Origin of the sequence: Photobacterium satsumensis, assembly GCF_050336935.1 — a bacterium.
Lineage (GTDB): Bacteria > Pseudomonadota > Gammaproteobacteria > Enterobacterales > Vibrionaceae > Photobacterium > Photobacterium satsumensis.
Genome location: NZ_JAKJSK010000006.1, coordinates 1,551,698 through 1,566,659 on the forward strand (window position 1 = coordinate 1,551,698; position 14,962 = coordinate 1,566,659).

At 46.2% G+C, this 14,962-nt stretch carries 14 protein-coding genes; 3 read left to right on the forward strand and 11 right to left on the reverse strand.

The genetic code is table 11. From position 1 onward, the window contains the following. Nucleotides 1-81: 81 nt before the first annotated feature. Both L4D79_RS07170 and L4D79_RS07175 read left to right on the forward strand, forming a co-directional pair. The gene (locus L4D79_RS07170; RefSeq protein WP_428649292.1) at nucleotides 82-1,239 is read left to right on the forward strand and encodes a DUF819 family protein; all 1,158 of its coding nucleotides are present in this window, start codon (nucleotides 82-84) and stop codon (nucleotides 1,237-1,239) included. Between the two features lie 360 nt (nucleotides 1,240-1,599). Continuing rightward, nucleotides 1,600-3,315 (forward strand): polysaccharide lyase family protein, encoded by a 1,716-nt coding sequence (locus tag L4D79_RS07175; protein ID WP_428649295.1) that lies wholly within the window; start codon nucleotides 1,600-1,602, stop codon nucleotides 3,313-3,315. Between the two features lie 175 nt (nucleotides 3,316-3,490). Here L4D79_RS07175 and L4D79_RS07180 read toward each other — a convergent pair whose 3' ends face one another. The 4 genes from L4D79_RS07180 to proV form a co-directional block, all read right to left on the reverse strand. Beyond that, on the reverse strand, nucleotides 3,491-3,979 hold the full coding sequence (locus L4D79_RS07180) for a MarR family winged helix-turn-helix transcriptional regulator (RefSeq protein WP_428649296.1): 489 nt from the start codon (nucleotides 3,977-3,979) through the stop codon (nucleotides 3,491-3,493). 137 nt (nucleotides 3,980-4,116) lie between these two features. Next, on the reverse strand, nucleotides 4,117-5,124 hold the full coding sequence (proX, locus tag L4D79_RS07185; RefSeq protein ID WP_428649297.1) for a glycine betaine/L-proline ABC transporter substrate-binding protein ProX: 1,008 nt from the start codon (nucleotides 5,122-5,124) through the stop codon (nucleotides 4,117-4,119). Further along, a complete protein-coding gene (gene proW, locus L4D79_RS07190; protein ID WP_428649300.1) occupies nucleotides 5,117-6,202 on the reverse strand; it encodes a glycine betaine/L-proline ABC transporter permease ProW in 1,086 nt (361 codons plus the stop codon). Before proW ends, proX begins: the two co-directional genes overlap by 8 nt. A 4-nt stretch (nucleotides 6,203-6,206) precedes the next feature. Next, complete coding sequence (gene proV / locus L4D79_RS07195) at nucleotides 6,207-7,394, reverse strand: glycine betaine/L-proline ABC transporter ATP-binding protein ProV (protein ID WP_428649302.1); 1,188 nt, start codon at nucleotides 7,392-7,394, stop codon at nucleotides 6,207-6,209. Nucleotides 7,395-8,283: 889 nt separating this feature from the next. On the opposite strand from proV, the gene L4D79_RS07200 reads away from it, so the two are divergent. Next, nucleotides 8,284-9,939, forward strand: a complete 1,656-nt coding sequence (locus L4D79_RS07200) for an ElyC/SanA/YdcF family protein (RefSeq protein ID WP_428649304.1) — start codon at nucleotides 8,284-8,286, stop codon at nucleotides 9,937-9,939. 86 nt (nucleotides 9,940-10,025) lie between these two features. On the opposite strand, the gene ureG is transcribed toward L4D79_RS07200, so the two are convergent. The 7 genes from ureG to ureA are packed head-to-tail and all read right to left on the reverse strand — an operon-like array spanning nucleotide 10,026 to nucleotide 14,942. Beyond that, on the reverse strand, nucleotides 10,026-10,652 hold the full coding sequence (gene ureG, locus L4D79_RS07205; RefSeq protein ID WP_428649307.1) for an urease accessory protein UreG: 627 nt from the start codon (nucleotides 10,650-10,652) through the stop codon (nucleotides 10,026-10,028). A gap of 38 nt (nucleotides 10,653-10,690) precedes the next feature. Beyond that, entirely contained in the window at nucleotides 10,691-11,404 is a 714-nt protein-coding gene (locus L4D79_RS07210; RefSeq protein WP_428649311.1) for an urease accessory protein UreF, read from the reverse strand. A 1-nt stretch (nucleotide 11,405) separates the two neighbouring features. Then, a complete protein-coding gene (locus tag L4D79_RS07215) occupies nucleotides 11,406-11,978 on the reverse strand; it encodes a HupE/UreJ family protein (RefSeq protein WP_428649314.1) in 573 nt (190 codons plus the stop codon). A 35-nt stretch (nucleotides 11,979-12,013) separates the two neighbouring features. After that, a complete protein-coding gene (gene ureE, locus L4D79_RS07220; RefSeq protein WP_428649316.1) occupies nucleotides 12,014-12,466 on the reverse strand; it encodes an urease accessory protein UreE in 453 nt (150 codons plus the stop codon). Nucleotides 12,467-12,510: 44 nt separating this feature from the next. Further along, the gene (gene ureC / locus L4D79_RS07225; protein WP_428649319.1) at nucleotides 12,511-14,214 is read right to left on the reverse strand and encodes an urease subunit alpha; all 1,704 of its coding nucleotides are present in this window, start codon (nucleotides 14,212-14,214) and stop codon (nucleotides 12,511-12,513) included. Between the two features lie 41 nt (nucleotides 14,215-14,255). Continuing rightward, a complete protein-coding gene (locus L4D79_RS07230) occupies nucleotides 14,256-14,594 on the reverse strand; it encodes an urease subunit beta (protein ID WP_428649322.1) in 339 nt (112 codons plus the stop codon). Between the two features lie 45 nt (nucleotides 14,595-14,639). Next, the gene (gene ureA, locus L4D79_RS07235) at nucleotides 14,640-14,942 is read right to left on the reverse strand and encodes an urease subunit gamma (protein ID WP_428649325.1); all 303 of its coding nucleotides are present in this window, start codon (nucleotides 14,940-14,942) and stop codon (nucleotides 14,640-14,642) included. Nucleotides 14,943-14,962 lie beyond the last annotated feature (20 nt).

A 14,962-nucleotide genomic window follows, 5' to 3' on the forward strand; every position in this document is an offset into this window, starting at 1 on the left:
AATGATATAAATAAATTAAATTTTTTCTTACAAATATCAATTATGACTAATTAATTCAACACTCTATATCAAAGGAAGATTATGATCACAGAAGGATTTGATTTTATTGCCGTGATGTTCGGCTTATGCGGTTTACTCGTCTGGCTAGAACAGCGATACCCCAGCCAGTTATTCAAATGGTTCCCCAGTATTGTACTGGTGATGTTTGGCTCAATGGCCCTCTACACCTTCGGCATGTGGGAGATGACCCCCGAGGTAAAATCTGCTCGTGCCACCGTACGAGACAATGCGATCCCCGCCATGTTATTTCTCATGTCACTCAGCTTTAACCTCAGCGTAATTCGTAAACTGGGTGCCCGGTTAATTATTCTTTTCCTCGCCTCCACAGCCACCATCATGGCCGGCTTTATTATTGTCCATAGCATAATGGGAGGCTTCCTGAGTGATGAAACCCCGCTAACATTCGGTGTGATGTCAGCAGGATGGACCGGCGGTACCCAAAACTTCGTTGCCGTAAAAGAAGCACTGTCTGTCACAGATGCAGCCATGGCCTATACCCTATTGATGGGAGCACTGTGTTATACCGTCTGGCTGATCATGATTGTGGCATTAAAGCCCATGAAGGAGCGCTTCAACGGCGTACTAAAAGCGAATGACAACGGCTTGGATGAAATCCTGTCAAAACTAGGCTCGCTTGAAAAGAAGGAAAAACCTGATCTACAGGCAATTCTCCTGATGCTGGGAATAGCATTGGTGATCTCATCAATCAGCCGCCACCTCGGCCAAGCCATTGCCTCTATGGGCCTTTTGAACCCAATGATATGGGCAATTATCATCTCCTCGCTGTTAGGGATCCTCGCTGCCCCCACAGCGCTAGGTAAAATGGCCGGGGCCAATGAAGTCTCCGGTGTGATGCTGTATGTAGTCGTGGCACTGATTGGGGCTGAAGTGAACCTGAGTGCGATTAGCCAAGCTCCGATGTACATCATGTCCGGCTTCATGATCCTCGCCATTCACGGCATCCTCATGCTCATTATCGGCCGAATGATGAAGATGAACTTACACCTGATAGGGTTGGCCTCTATTGCCAACATCGGTAGTGCGCCATCAGCCGCCGTCGTTGCTGCCGCTTATGACAAAAATCTGGTCCCCGTGGCCGTTATCATGGCGCTGATCGGTTCAATGCTAGGTTCATTTGTTGGCTTAACAGTGAGTGAAGTGATTGTGTTGATGCACTGATCGGAGAAGGTCAGTCAAAACCTTTGACGATAACAGATTAAACATAGTTTATCTCGAAGAGGAAATGACTGAAATAACAGCCCAATGGAGCGCTTATCTTGAAGCTTGAAAGAGAATGGATACCCGCCCATGGTTGTCGAAATTTTGCAGAGACTTGGAAGAGTATCATTATCAATGATGTTGCTCTTCCATTATTTATAATGATAGTAATCCGCTTTTACTATCTTTCCGTATTTGTGATGTTACACATCATAATATTTGAAATCCCGCCACATTATTTCATCAGTAAGTAAAATTCTAAAGGTGTGCAAAGGATCCATTAATCAAGATATTTGCGACTATTCATGATAAGGGATTCAAATGAAGCAAATTAAACCTCTTGCACTATTGTTACTCTTGCCCATCAGTGCTGCACAAGGAGCTCTGTATCTGACTGAATACGACGATAGTTACACCCTAGATAATGGATTAATTCAGCTAACTCTTTCTAAGGATGGTGATGCTGTTTCTCTATATAAAGATGGTGTAAATATGGTTGACAACCTATCGGGTGTCAGTACAGACCCTAATAAGCATCGTAGCTTTTATCTTGATTACCACACGGGTATCTCCGGGGGGGCTACCAATTTCTATCCATCGTCTGTCAATATACTACGTAACGATAATAAACAAATCCACATTCAGTTTATAGGAAGCAGCGACGATCATATTTTACTTGAATACCACTACATAATGAAACCCGATGTAAGTGGAATATACAGTTATGTTGTCGCAGATAATGTAAAGGATGAAACAACTCAAATTGCCGAGCTTCGAACAGTATATAGATTCGATTCAGAGCTAATGCCTCACTTGCACAACGGAAGAATATTAGCAACACCTCCAAGTTATGCCACGCTTGAAGCAAGTACGAAAATTCAGGATGAAACATGGCTACTCGATAATGGAGAGATCTATAGCAAATACGATTTAGCAGATTATCAGCGAGAAACGAATATCTGGGGTGTGCTTGGTAGTGGATTTGGTGCTTGGGTTATTTCAGCAGGAACGGACTACTTTTCTGGCGGTGCGCTCAACCAGGAATTGTTAGTGCATCAAGATGGCATAGCGTTGAACTATTTAACAGGTGCCCATCTTGGATCTCCAGACATGTTTGCTCCAGCAGACTGGCACAAAGTTTATGGCCCTTGGCTACTATATATTAATCATCACGAAAACGACTCTACACTCATTGATGACGCTAGATTGCAAGCAGAGAAAGAGATTAAGCAGTGGCCATATAAATGGGTGACTGATGAACGTTACCCAATAAAACGTGGCCAATTAAAAGGTCAGGTGAGTAGTGACGCACCATTGATGATTAATCTAGCAAATGATGCAGAGTCCAGCTTTGATCGACAGACCTTGGGCTATTACTATAGCGCCCGCACAGACGCTAAAGGACATTATGATATAGATAACATTATCCCTGGACAGTATGAACTAACAGCATACGCATTAACTGGTTCAGAACCCGGGGTGCTTTATAGCCACCCCGTTACTATTGGTCACAATACAACTAAACTTTCGTTTGAAATACCTAGAAATGAACTAGAAACTATATGGAATATCGGTCAAGCAAACCGACGGGGGGATGAGTTTTATTTAGCTAACAAACCGAGAAATTACATTTGGCATACTGAGAGTCCGGCAGACTTAACTTATATTATTGGGCAAAGTCAACCAGATAAAGATTGGTACTTTGTCCAAAGCACTCCTGGCACTTGGCGTGTTGAGTTTACACTGTCAAAAGTAACAGACTCGCTACTTAACGTTGCTATTGCTGCTGCGAGTAATTTTGGAATGGGAGCTGACAGTACGAAGCCTGAACTGGCAATTCGCGTTAATGGCTCTTTGCTGACGGTTCTCAATTATGAGAATGATAAAGCCGTTTATCGTAGTGCAATGCAAAGTGGGCGTTACCATAATGAGAAACTAGATATTCCAGCACATATGCTTATAGATGGTGAAAATAATATTGAATTAGAAGTTTTGGGGGGCGCCTTTATTTACGACACGATTAACCTACAACAATAGCCCTTTTAGCCATGAACTAGCCGCTGACAGGCTGTTCATGGCTTTAAATCTTCATACTAAACTCTATGATTTAGATTCAATAAGTAGATATTGAACCTTCCGTATTTCGAAAATTCCGATTACATAGCATAAAATAGAAAGAGAGAAAATCGGCAGGCTCAGGTGATCGGGAGAACTACCTCGCCCTTTTTTCCATATGAGATTCACAACGGCTAGCTAATACTGGTGCCGGCTCAATGGACTCTGTGTTCATCATACTGGCGATACGCTGAACCGAGGAAAGCAATTGAGCCTGCTCCCATGCATCTAAACTATTGTATTTATGTATAAAGCTATCATGTAAAGGTAAGGGTACTGAATCTAACAGCTTCATTCCTTTATCCGTTAGAACGGCGTGTGCTTTTCGTTTATCCTCTGTACTTCTGATCCGAGCAACAAGTCCATTTCGTTCCAATCGGTCTAAAATAATCGTCACGGTAGCAGGACTAACATTAGTATAAATTGACAGTTGCTTTAGTGTGACTTTTCCAAGATCGCGAATAGCTCGCATAAGGTTCTGTTGTGGCTCAGTTAAGCCTATTTTTTTATGATTCTTTTTAGAATTAAAATCGATAACTTTGATAATCTGTCTTAATGAGATCAATACGTCTTCATGCGTATACAAAACAACTCCTTTGCTAATCTATTTATTCTATTTTTATAAGTAAAATGTAGGAAAGTAATTTAAATCGAAGGAGGAGACAATAAACCGCCCTCAATTGAAGACGGTTTTTAATCATATGAGCAATATATACCAATTAATTACAATGCTGCTTTTCTCGCTTCATCGAGCCAAGAGTCAAACAGATCTTGATGGGCTACAATCCAGCCGTTAGCATGAGACTGAATATCCGCCGAGCTATTTTTACCTTGACTCATCATCATATTTTGGGCACTAATGTCATTAATATTAATATTCATCACTTCAAATAACTTCGCAGCCGCTGGGTTGTTTTCAGCAAACTCTTTATTAGCAACAATTCTCATTACATTCATTTCAAAGCCATAGTTTTTACCGTTAGCCAGTGTAGTATCGAAATGACTACGCTCACCCGGTAAAGCAGAAAACGGAACTTCTAGCCATACCACATCTTTACCTGGAACGAGTACGCCACTGACCCAGTGCGGTGTCCACGCATAATAAAGAATAGATTCACCTTTTCTATAGCGTGAAATAGTGTCTGCAATGATAGCAGCATAATTACCTTGATCGTGCCCCACAGTATCGCGAAGTTTATACGCGTCAAGCTGCGTTTCGATCACACCTTCACAGCCCCAGCCAGGATTACAACCTGCCAGGTTAGCTTTACCATCACTGTTTGCATCAAACAACTTAGCAAGTTTAGGATCTTTTAACTGCCCAATATTAGTAATACCATATTGGTCCGCCGTTTTTTTATCGATTAAATATCCTTGGGCGGCCCCTTCAACATATACCCCTTCACGGTAGAATTTGTCATCGCCTCCAGACATTGTGTATTTATCTGCGTGCAGCGGAAACCAAGCTGAAGCGTAAAACGTCGCATCACCATTCGCCATGGAAGTGTAAGCCAAGTTGATATCGATCTCTTTAATTGGCTGTACATCATAACCTAACTCTTCTAGGGCGCGGCTGACAATCAGAGTCTGAAACGTCTCTTCTGCAATCGTCGACTGAACAGGTGCCACAGGTACACCTTTACCCGGTAACTCCGCAGCCAATAGCTGGCCTGAATATACTGCTGTCGCTAAAATGCTGGCAGTGAAAAGTTTCTTCCATGAATTATGCATTACTTATTCTCTTAACTTTAATGTTTGATAGATTGGTATTATGTTTTGGTTTTAATAGCAGTGAGATAGGCCCAGTCTGGTACCAGCGTAGTTTTGTGTTGCTTGTATTCTCACCTAATACTTGAGTAATCCTATCCAGTAGAATAGCAAGCAACACAATTCCCAGGCCACCGACAGCCGCCAGCCCCATATCTAAGCGTCCAATACCACGAAGCACCATTTGACCCAAGCCACCAACTGCAATCATTGACGCTATGACTACCATTGATAGTGAAAGCATCAAGGTTTGGTTTACACCGGCCATAATAGTTGGCAATGCTAGCGGTAGTTGAATGCGATAGAGCATTTGTTTCTTACTGGCCCCAAAGGAGTGACCTGCTTCAATTAACTCCTCCGAAACTTGCTGAATACCTAAAATGGTCAATCGGATTACCGGAGGCAAAGCAAAAATAATGGTTACTACAATGCCAGGTACGTTACCGATACCAAATAGCATGACAATCGGCACTAAATATACAAATGCAGGGGTGGTTTGCATCGCGTCAAGTACAGGACGTATAAACTTTGATGCAGTATGGCTTCTTGCCAACCAAATACCTGTTGGTAATCCAATTAATAAGCAAAAGAAGACAGAGGTTAATACCAGAGACAGCGTCGTCATTGCCTCTGACCAAGCGCCGATCAAGCCTATGAATACCAATGATAGCAATGTAGAGATTCCAAGCTTAAAATTGGTGAGCTGCCATGTTATTAAAAATAGAGCTAACAACATTAACGGCGCAGGCGGGGAGACCAATGCAGTTTCAAATGAGACAAGAATAAAATCAATAGGGGTACGAATAGCCTGGAACACTGGTCGTCCATGATCAACTAACCAATAAATGCCAGATTCAACCCAGCTATCAAGAGGAATTACAGCCTCTTGGAATGGGTTTAAGATATCAAATTGTTGTGGCTCTACAACACCCGAGCTCAACCAATCATTACTTGCTGAGAAGTCATTATCTTGTGACCAGGGATCACTTTGCGGTGAAGCTGTTTGTGACCAAGGGTCATTGCCGTTTTGCGCTGAAGACATCAGACTAATCCTTATCCAAGGTTTGTAAAAGGCGTGACTTAGTCACTACACCAAAGTAAGTACCCTGATCGTCCACAACGGGAACAGCGTAAGGTACTCCTGCAACCTGCCCCAGAATATCTTTGATAGGCTGATCCGGTTTTAGTGTGATCTCATCTTTTATTTGTGCGCTGGCCAAAGTGCGATTTTCTTTATGGGCAAGCCGGAGAGACTCTAAAGAAACAATGCCAGAGTAACGAGACGATTTATCGATAACAATGCCGTAATCACGGTCATGATCCATGAGGCTCTGCATTGCAGACCCCGGCCCATCATGTTCCGACTTTTTAAATACAGCAGCGTATTTTTTGCGAGCAATATCTTTGGTACTTAGTACACTAGAGACATTCACTCCACGGAAAAAAGCTTCGACATAATCATTTACAGGGTTATGAAGAATATCGTCTGGCGTACCGACCTGTACGACATCACCATTTTGCATGATAGCTATGCGATCACCTATTCTCATCGCTTCATCCAAGTCATGTGAAATAAATACAATGGTACGCTTGTCGTCGTTCTGTAGGCGAATAAGCTCGTCTTGCATTTCAGTTCGAATAAGCGGGTCTAGAGCTGAAAAGGCTTCATCCATCAGCAAAATATCGGGATCACAAGCCAGTGCTCTTGCTAAGCCTACACGCTGCTTCATCCCTCCAGAAAGCTCATCCGGATAGGACTCTGCATTCGCATTAAGCCCAACTCGTTCTAAAGCAGCTAATGCACTGACATTGCGGTCGTGTAAATTTACACCAGCCAACTCTAATCCAAATGCCGCATTTTCCAGCACCGTCATGTGAGGCATCAGTGCAAAATTCTGAAAAACCATTGATATATTGTTGCGGCGAACCTCTCGAAGTTCATCTTCAGAGATATGAGCTATGTCTTTCCCCTTGAAATACACATCACCCTTCGTTGGTTCAATCAGTCTATTAAGCAGTCGGACTAAAGTGGACTTCCCAGAGCCGGAAAGCCCCATGATAACGAATATTTCGCCTTCATTAATCGAGAGTGAAACATCATTGACACCTACCGTTAACCCGGTTTGTTCGAATATACAGCTCTTATCGATACCATTATCGATTAATGGGAATGCTCGCTCAGGTTCATCCCCAAATACTTTGTACAGTCCCTTAACTTCTAGAATGGGATCCATTATTTGTTGCCCTTCTTGTCCTTCAACGGAAAACGCTTCGCACTCTAAACAAATAACAGGCCAATCTCAAGAGGACTGATGATGTAAAGACGCAGTAACAGGCCTGTGGACAGATAAAACACCGTCATACCCTCATCAGAAAAACCACTCATAAACACATGATTTAACAGCAAGTAAGCATCATTACGCTAACAAGCAATATAGACACATGAAAAAATGTATAATTATTTTATGATTTAAGTGTAAATCTGACTTACTGAATGAGAGTTCGAAACGGTGTCCAACACCCGGACAAATAGTTAGACCACAAATAATTACAGTTCAATACTCTTCAGATTATGCCCGATAAGCACATATGTGCATTTACTTTGTATTGCCTCGCGAGTTACAAGGAGGTAATACATTGCTCCGTATAGATATAGTGCAAGCAAAAAATAACGTAGAAATGGGCGCCCTGATGGGTTCCCACAAAAGAAGAGTTTACTTGGGTATCGCGAAGAGGTGATATCACAGTATAGACTTTACTTGGGCTGGTTATATTCGTACAAAAACAATTACCAACATCGGTGCTATTTAAATAGAAACGCTCTACTTAGTAGTTAATCGCGGCCTTACACAACAGAGCACTAATTTGTGACAACCACCACCAAACGTTCTCTAAGTCGCATTAAGACTAAGGCTTTGTTCTTCTTCCTGCCATCATCCCCAGCCATTTGAAGCAGGATCACCTATTCGGAAATTACTTTATTCGCAGTGAGAATAATGCGATCAAGGCCCACTACCTGAGTGCAAAAGACATCCTCTAGAATGATATATTCACGCCAAGCCAACCAACGCTGAATAAGAGGCGGTTAACAGCCTCCCACATATTTTAAAAAAGGTTTCTAACGTGAAAAAGAGTGTAATTGCAAAGTCTATCCTGGGTGCGCTCCTGATTGGTACCACCGCTCATGCAGTGGCATCTGATATACCGGCAAATGAGCAAAACCGCCCAATCGACCTGGTGATCAACCTTGGCCTACAAGTTAATTATGAATCTTGTACCCCCCGTCAGTTAATGGAATATCGTGTTGACCGTGTTTACGAGGTTGCGCAATCTCTACCTAACCCAGTTTTTATGGCTACGGGTAAAGGTAATCCAACATCGGTTCAGACTTGTGTCGAGCAAGGCGGACTAACAGAAGCCGCCGCCATTCAGCAAATATTGATGGAGAAATACGACGTTCCTGAAGATCAAATCATCTTAGAAGAGAACTCGACTACCACCTACCAGAACGCCGAGGAAGCCATCAAAATCGTTGATGCCATGCGCGAAGATGGCGTGCGAATCCGCTCGATGCACCTCGTTTCAAGCCACTACCACATATACCGCGGCAACATTGACGGTAGTGACGGTTCGGCAATCCGTGACTTTAACACCTTCTTTGGTGATGACACCTTTGACCATGACAACAGCTACACCTCAAGCGCTTTCTCACCTGACGAAATGTGGGGCGACTCGTTCCGAGCAGCCGAATGGACTCCAGCCAACAGTCAAGTATATCTAGCTGACGTAAATGGCAGTGGCACGACTGATATTGTCGCCTTCAAAGGCAGCGAAGTATATGTCGCTGAGTCGAAGAACAAGCGCTTCGGTAAGAAAACAGTGTGGGCTTCTAACTTCTTGCCAAAACATGCGCAAGGCTGGGACAATGAAATGACTCGCTTGGTTGGCGACGTTGACGGCAACGGTATGGCCGACCTGATCGCCGTAACTACAGATGGCGTGTATGTCTCCAAGTCTAACGGCAAGTATTTCGAAGAAATGCAGCTTTGGGGCGAAGACTTCTCAACCGATAACGATTGGAACGCCTCCATCCATAATTTTGTCGCTGTTGATCTCAACAACAACGGTCTAACGGACCTCGCTGCATTCGGTGATGACGGGCTATACGTTGCCTTTTCTGACGGCGAAGAGTTCGCGCCAATCGTTAAGGTCAGTGATAACTTTGGTCTGGATTCCATTATCGAAGATGACGACTCTGGCCGCATTTTCCGCAACGAATTAAACTTAACTAACCGCCTTCTCGCTGACGTTAACGGCAATGGGCGACCAGATGTGGTTGTCTATGGCCGAAGCGGTATTTACGCCGCTCTACAGCAAGAAGATGGCACATTCGCCCCTCAAGTAAGTTGGCTTGATAACGACCACGGTGAGGGTGACGTACTTGATTTCCTCGGTTGGCAGAATGACCGCCACCTTAAGATGGCTGTCGATATGACTGGTAACGGACGCGCCGACCTTGCGAACATTGGCAACCGTGACCTTCTGGTTGCACACTCTAATGGTGAGCGATTCGAGTTCTTGGGTGGTGTAACAGCTGTCTATACGCTTACTGGTCGTATCCAAGAGATTGCCGAGCAGTGGAACAACTTCGGCTATGAAGCAGGCTGGTCAAGTAATACTCACTACCGCCTACTTGGCGACATCACTGGCAATGGTCTTCCTGATCTCGTCGGCTTCAACGATGAAGGTATTGTCGTCAGCCGTAACGAAAACCCTTAAATCCAACCCTAAATACCATTAAAAAGCGCCCATCAGGGCGCTTTTTGTCAGAACTCTAGCACTTGTATACCCAGTAGCGAATTAACTTACTCCGCTTTCGGCGTCAGCATCCCTTCGGTAATGATAAAGTCGATGATTGTCTCTAGCCCTTGGGCCTCTTTTAGGTTGGTAAAGACATAAGGGCGATTAGGACGCATCCGTTTGGTGTCTTGCTCCATCACCTCAAGTGATGCGCCGACATAAGGTGCAAGGTCAATCTTGTTAATGACCAATAGATCTGAGCGGGTAATACCAGGCCCTCCTTTGCGGGGGATCTTTTCACCCTCGGCGACATCAATCACATAGATGGTGAGATCCGCAAGCTCAGGGCTAAAGGTAGCACTGAGGTTATCGCCACCGCTTTCGACAAACACCACATCAAGGTTACGGTGTAGCTTGGCTAGCTCTTCTACCGCTGCCAGATTCATAGAGGCATCTTCACGAATTGCAGTATGGGGGCACCCACCGGTTTCAACCCCGATAATCCGGTCTGGCTCAAGAGCCTCAGCCCTGGTCAAGATCTTGGCATCTTCCTGGGTATAGATATCATTGGTTACGACAGCGATATTCAATTTATCGCGTATCGCTTTACACAACACCTCAAGTAATGCGGTTTTCCCTGATCCTACCGGGCCACCAATCCCAACGCGAAGTGGCTGCTTATATGTTTCCATAACAATCCTTATTACTTTAACTCTTTAAGCTCTGCGGCTTATGAACGGAACAAACGGGTATATTGTGTTTCGTGCAGGCTACTGGCTAACGACACAACAGGTGTGAAACTGCCAATCATGACCTCATCGAGCTGCGTCGAGATTGAAACCATCTCGGGAAACATTTCGGTCAATTCCATCAAGGCACGCTGACCATCTGTCTGTCCCAGCGGTACCAGCTTCACTCCCGCCATCACTAAATTTTCTGCCCAGCTCCAGAGATACCCCTGTTTCATGGCTTCGGGGCTGATCCCCCACAGATAGCCGGCGACACAGAGTCCCACCAACTGGTTGGGATCCGCGTTGCTACCGAGGTACTCATCCACTGGAACGTCCAACTGCTTCAGCAACACATTCAGCGCTTTTCCCCGCTGGACTTCCTCGGCCCGCAACTCCTTGGTTTCACGGCTTGAACACAGCAGGTTACTTAATGCCTCGATGCTTTGGCGATCCCGTGTTTCAATTGCTTGGTAAAACCGATCGATGAGAGGAAGCTCAAGTGTGGCTACGCTATAACGCAGTATGTTCTCAAGCCATAGAACCATAGCCGCCCTATCTTTCACCCATCCAGCCTCAACGGCCCATTCCAGTCCTTGCGAATAGGTAAACCCACCAATTGGCAGTGAGGGGCTAATTAGCTGAAACAAACGGTAAGTGGCAATGGAGCTATCACCTCGTTCGACTTTCTGTATCTTCAGCTCCTCTGCCGCCATATCAAGCCACCAGCAAATAAACGAGGCTGGCAGAAGCAACCCCAGCAGATACCCAACGGCTTGAAGCAAATGCGGCTAATCGGTGTCCCAGCAGCATCAATCCAGACGCCGATATTGCCATCGCAACCGCAAACATCGATACATTTCCAGACGCCTCGACCCCGTGGGCATAGCCATGACAAAAGATAAGGGCTACACAGAGCGCTACCGCCATTCGGGTGACATTTTTGCTGGCAGTAAATACCTGCCAAAGTGCAGCACTAACAACCAGTAACGATGCTGCAATCGCGCCCTCAATACCGCTTATCGCACCCAAATTTAGCCCTGCCATCATTCCGGTCACCATAGCAACTAGCGCTGCAGCCAATAAGCCCAACCGTGTTGCCGTTTGCTTGGCGGCAAAGAAAGTAAGGGCGCCAAAAGCAAGTAACATAATGAGGTGGTCAACGCCGGTAATCGGGTGCACAAGCCCGCTAAAAAATGAGGAATGGTCATGCCCGGGGTGTGCCTGTACCGAAACCGAAAATGTAAGGCTAAGCAGTGCCAGCGATGAGATAATACGGGATGTCTTCATTGTCATATCCTTTTGCTAAAAACGTTAAATCTCTTTTAGTGGTGATGATGCCCACCTGAACGGCCACCATAAGCACCGCCTTCCGGTTCAATAGGAGCCTTTTCAACGGTGACCTGAGCACCCAGCCCTACGACCATTTCATCCAGAACATGGTCATGTTGATACCGCACCCAGCCAGCTTCAACCTGAAGCGGTACATGACGGTTACCCAAGTGATAGGCCACACGCATCAGTAAATGGCGATCGTTGCAATAAACGGTCGACACCTGCTCGGTGGCAGCTTTGATCTCCACCACCACCTCACCACAGCGGCTCTTCAACTGTTCGCCGCCGCGAAGTATGTGGCCCCTAGGCAGAAACAGGCCCGCATCGCGGCCATCATCCAATACCACCTTCAACCGACTCTTGATCCGGCTATCAATTGGTAGACTCAAATACGCATCGGGCTGCGATGTTGCCTCTGCACTCACTTCAACCAACTCAATCATTCACAATTCCCTTGTTTTTTTAAAAAGCTTTTATTTGAACCGCGTTAAAACAAAAAGTAGCGCTGAGCCATCGGAAGTACCTCCGCAGGTTCACACACTAAAAGCTCGCCATCGGCACGCACCTGATAGGTTTGGGAGTCCACTTCAATGCGGGGCTGCCAATCATTAAGCTTCATATCTGACTTGCTAATCGTCCGGCAGTTTTTGGCGATGCCAATCTGGCTGCCAAGCTGAAGTTGCTCGGCCACGCCAGCTTCACCTGCAGCCGACGAGAGAAACAACATGGATGTATTCATCGCCGCTTTACCATAACTGCCAAACATCGCACGATAATGGACTGGCTGCGGGGTAGGAATAGACGCATTCGGATCGCCCATAGGGGCCATCGCTATCATGCCGCCTTTGACCACAACGCTAGGTTTTACCCCAAAGAAGGCCGGCTTCCATAACACCAAATCGGCCAACTTACCCACTTCAATAGAGCCAACTTCATGCGCCATACCATGGGTGATTGCGGGGTTAATGGTGTACTTGGCGACATAGCGCTTGAGGCGGAAGTTATCACTGTAGCTGGAATCTTGCGCCAAGCTACCACGCTGAACCTTCATTTTATGGGCCGTCTGCCACGTGCGGGTGATCACCTCACCCACCCGCCCCATTGCCTGAGAGTCCGAAGCAATCATCGAAAACGCCCCCAGATCGTGCAGGATATCCTCTGCGGCTATGGTTTCCCTCCGGATCCGGGATTCAGCAAAAGCAACATCTTCCGCTATGGCCGGAGACAAGTGATGGCACACCATCAACATATCCAGATGCTCATCCACGGTGTTAACCGTATAAGGGCGAGTAGGGTTGGTCGATGACGGCAAGACATTCGATTCGCCAGCCGCACGGATAATGTCTGGCGCATGCCCACCGCCAGCGCCTTCGGTGTGATAGGTATGGATCACCCGATCCCCAATCGCCGCCAAGGTCGACTCAACAAAACCGGACTCATTAAGGGTGTCAGTATGAATCGCGACCTGAACATCCATCTCATCAGCAACCGACAAGCAAGTATCGATCGACGCCGGTGTCGTACCCCAATCTTCATGGAGCTTTAGTCCTACCGCCCCAGCGGCTACTTGCTCGCGCAACGCTTCTGGTTGGCTGGCATTGCCTTTACCCAGCAAGCCGAAGTTCATAGGAAAACCATCGAGCGCTTGTAGCATTTGCGCCATATTCCAAGGCCCTGGCGTACAGGTGGTCGCATTGGTCCCCGTTGCAGGGCCCGTACCACCACCAATCATAGTAGTCACCCCAGATGCCAGTGCTTCTTCAATCTGCTGCGGACAAATAAAGTGAATATGGGAATCGATACCACCCGCGGTCAGGATCGCACCTTCACCCGCCAAGACTTCGGTGCCAGGGCCAATGATGATATCGACACCCGGTTGGATATCGGGGTTCCCGGCTTTTCCGATGCCACTAATCCGCCCATTTTTCACCGCCACATCCGCCTTAACGATGCCCCAGTAATCAAGCACAATGGCATTGGTGATCACCAAATCAGGCGTTTCGGCACTGGGACGCTGGCTCTGGCCCATGCCATCGCGGATCACCTTACCGCCGCCAAATTTCACTTCATCTCCATAGACTGTGAAATCTTTTTCAACCTCCAGCCACAACTCGGTATCGGCAAGACGCACACGATCACCCACAGTTGGGCCAAACATTTCGGCATAAGCCTGTCGTGAAATGTTTGCCATGACTATTCCTTGTTTATGTATTAGAGAAGGCGATGAACGCGCTAGATCTTGCCCATCACTTTGCCTTGGAATCCGTAAACTTCCCGTTTACCGGAGAAATCAACCAACTCGACAGTCCGGGACTGACCCGGCTCGAAACGGGTTGCTGTCCCTGCCGGTATGTTGAGTCGAAAGCCCTTGCAAGCCTGTCGATCAAAATTGAGGGCATCGTTGACTTCGAAGAAGTGATAGTGCGAGCCAATCTGAATCGGCCTATCACCTAAGTTTTCAACTACAACGGTAAGGGTTGCCCTGCCAACATTTAATTCGATCTCCCCACTTGCGGTCTCAATTTGACCGGGGACAAAAGCGGAGGTGTTAAACGCACTACTCCCTGCCATTTTTTCTCCTTATTTATCTGCGTTTACCTGCGCAAACCAGAAATGCTAAACAATCGGCTCGTGCACAGTCACCAATTTGGTGCCATCTGGAAATGTGGCTTCTACCTGAACATCCGGGATCATTGCCGCAACCCCTTCCATCACATCAGTGACGGAGAGCAGTGTCCGACCATAGTCCATTAGCTCAGCGACACTTTTTCCTTCTCTTGCACCTTCTAGAATGGCACTGCTGATAAAGGCAATTGACTCGGGGTAGTTGAGCTTGATCCCCCTCTCCTTGCGTTGCTGGGCTAACATCCCGGCACAAAAAATCAGCAACTTATCCTTCTCTCTTGGTGTCAACTCCATGTCACTCTCCCGTTATTGCA

Excerpts from the sequence above, each read along its gene's own strand:
- L4D79_RS07170 (WP_428649292.1), top strand. The coding sequence starts at position 82 with ATGATCACAGAAGGATTTGATTTTATTGCCGTGATGTTCGGCTTATGC.
- L4D79_RS07175 (WP_428649295.1), top strand. The coding sequence starts at position 1,600 with ATGAAGCAAATTAAACCTCTTGCACTATTGTTACTCTTGCCCATCAGT.
- proX (WP_428649297.1), bottom strand. The coding sequence starts at position 5,124 with ATGCATAATTCATGGAAGAAACTTTTCACTGCCAGCATTTTAGCGACA.
- proW (WP_428649300.1), bottom strand. The coding sequence starts at position 6,202 with ATGTCTTCAGCGCAAAACGGCAATGACCCTTGGTCACAAACAGCTTCA.
- proV (WP_428649302.1), bottom strand. The coding sequence starts at position 7,394 with ATGGATCCCATTCTAGAAGTTAAGGGACTGTACAAAGTATTTGGGGAT.
- ureG (WP_428649307.1), bottom strand. The coding sequence starts at position 10,652 with ATGGAAACATATAAGCAGCCACTTCGCGTTGGGATTGGTGGCCCGGTA.
- L4D79_RS07210 (WP_428649311.1), bottom strand. The coding sequence starts at position 11,404 with ATGGCGGCAGAGGAGCTGAAGATACAGAAAGTCGAACGAGGTGATAGC.
- L4D79_RS07215 (WP_428649314.1), bottom strand. The coding sequence starts at position 11,978 with ATGAAGACATCCCGTATTATCTCATCGCTGGCACTGCTTAGCCTTACA.
- ureE (WP_428649316.1), bottom strand. The coding sequence starts at position 12,466 with ATGATTGAGTTGGTTGAAGTGAGTGCAGAGGCAACATCGCAGCCCGAT.
- ureC (WP_428649319.1), bottom strand. The coding sequence starts at position 14,214 with ATGGCAAACATTTCACGACAGGCTTATGCCGAAATGTTTGGCCCAACT.
- L4D79_RS07230 (WP_428649322.1), bottom strand. The coding sequence starts at position 14,594 with ATGGCAGGGAGTAGTGCGTTTAACACCTCCGCTTTTGTCCCCGGTCAA.
- ureA (WP_428649325.1), bottom strand. The coding sequence starts at position 14,942 with ATGGAGTTGACACCAAGAGAGAAGGATAAGTTGCTGATTTTTTGTGCC.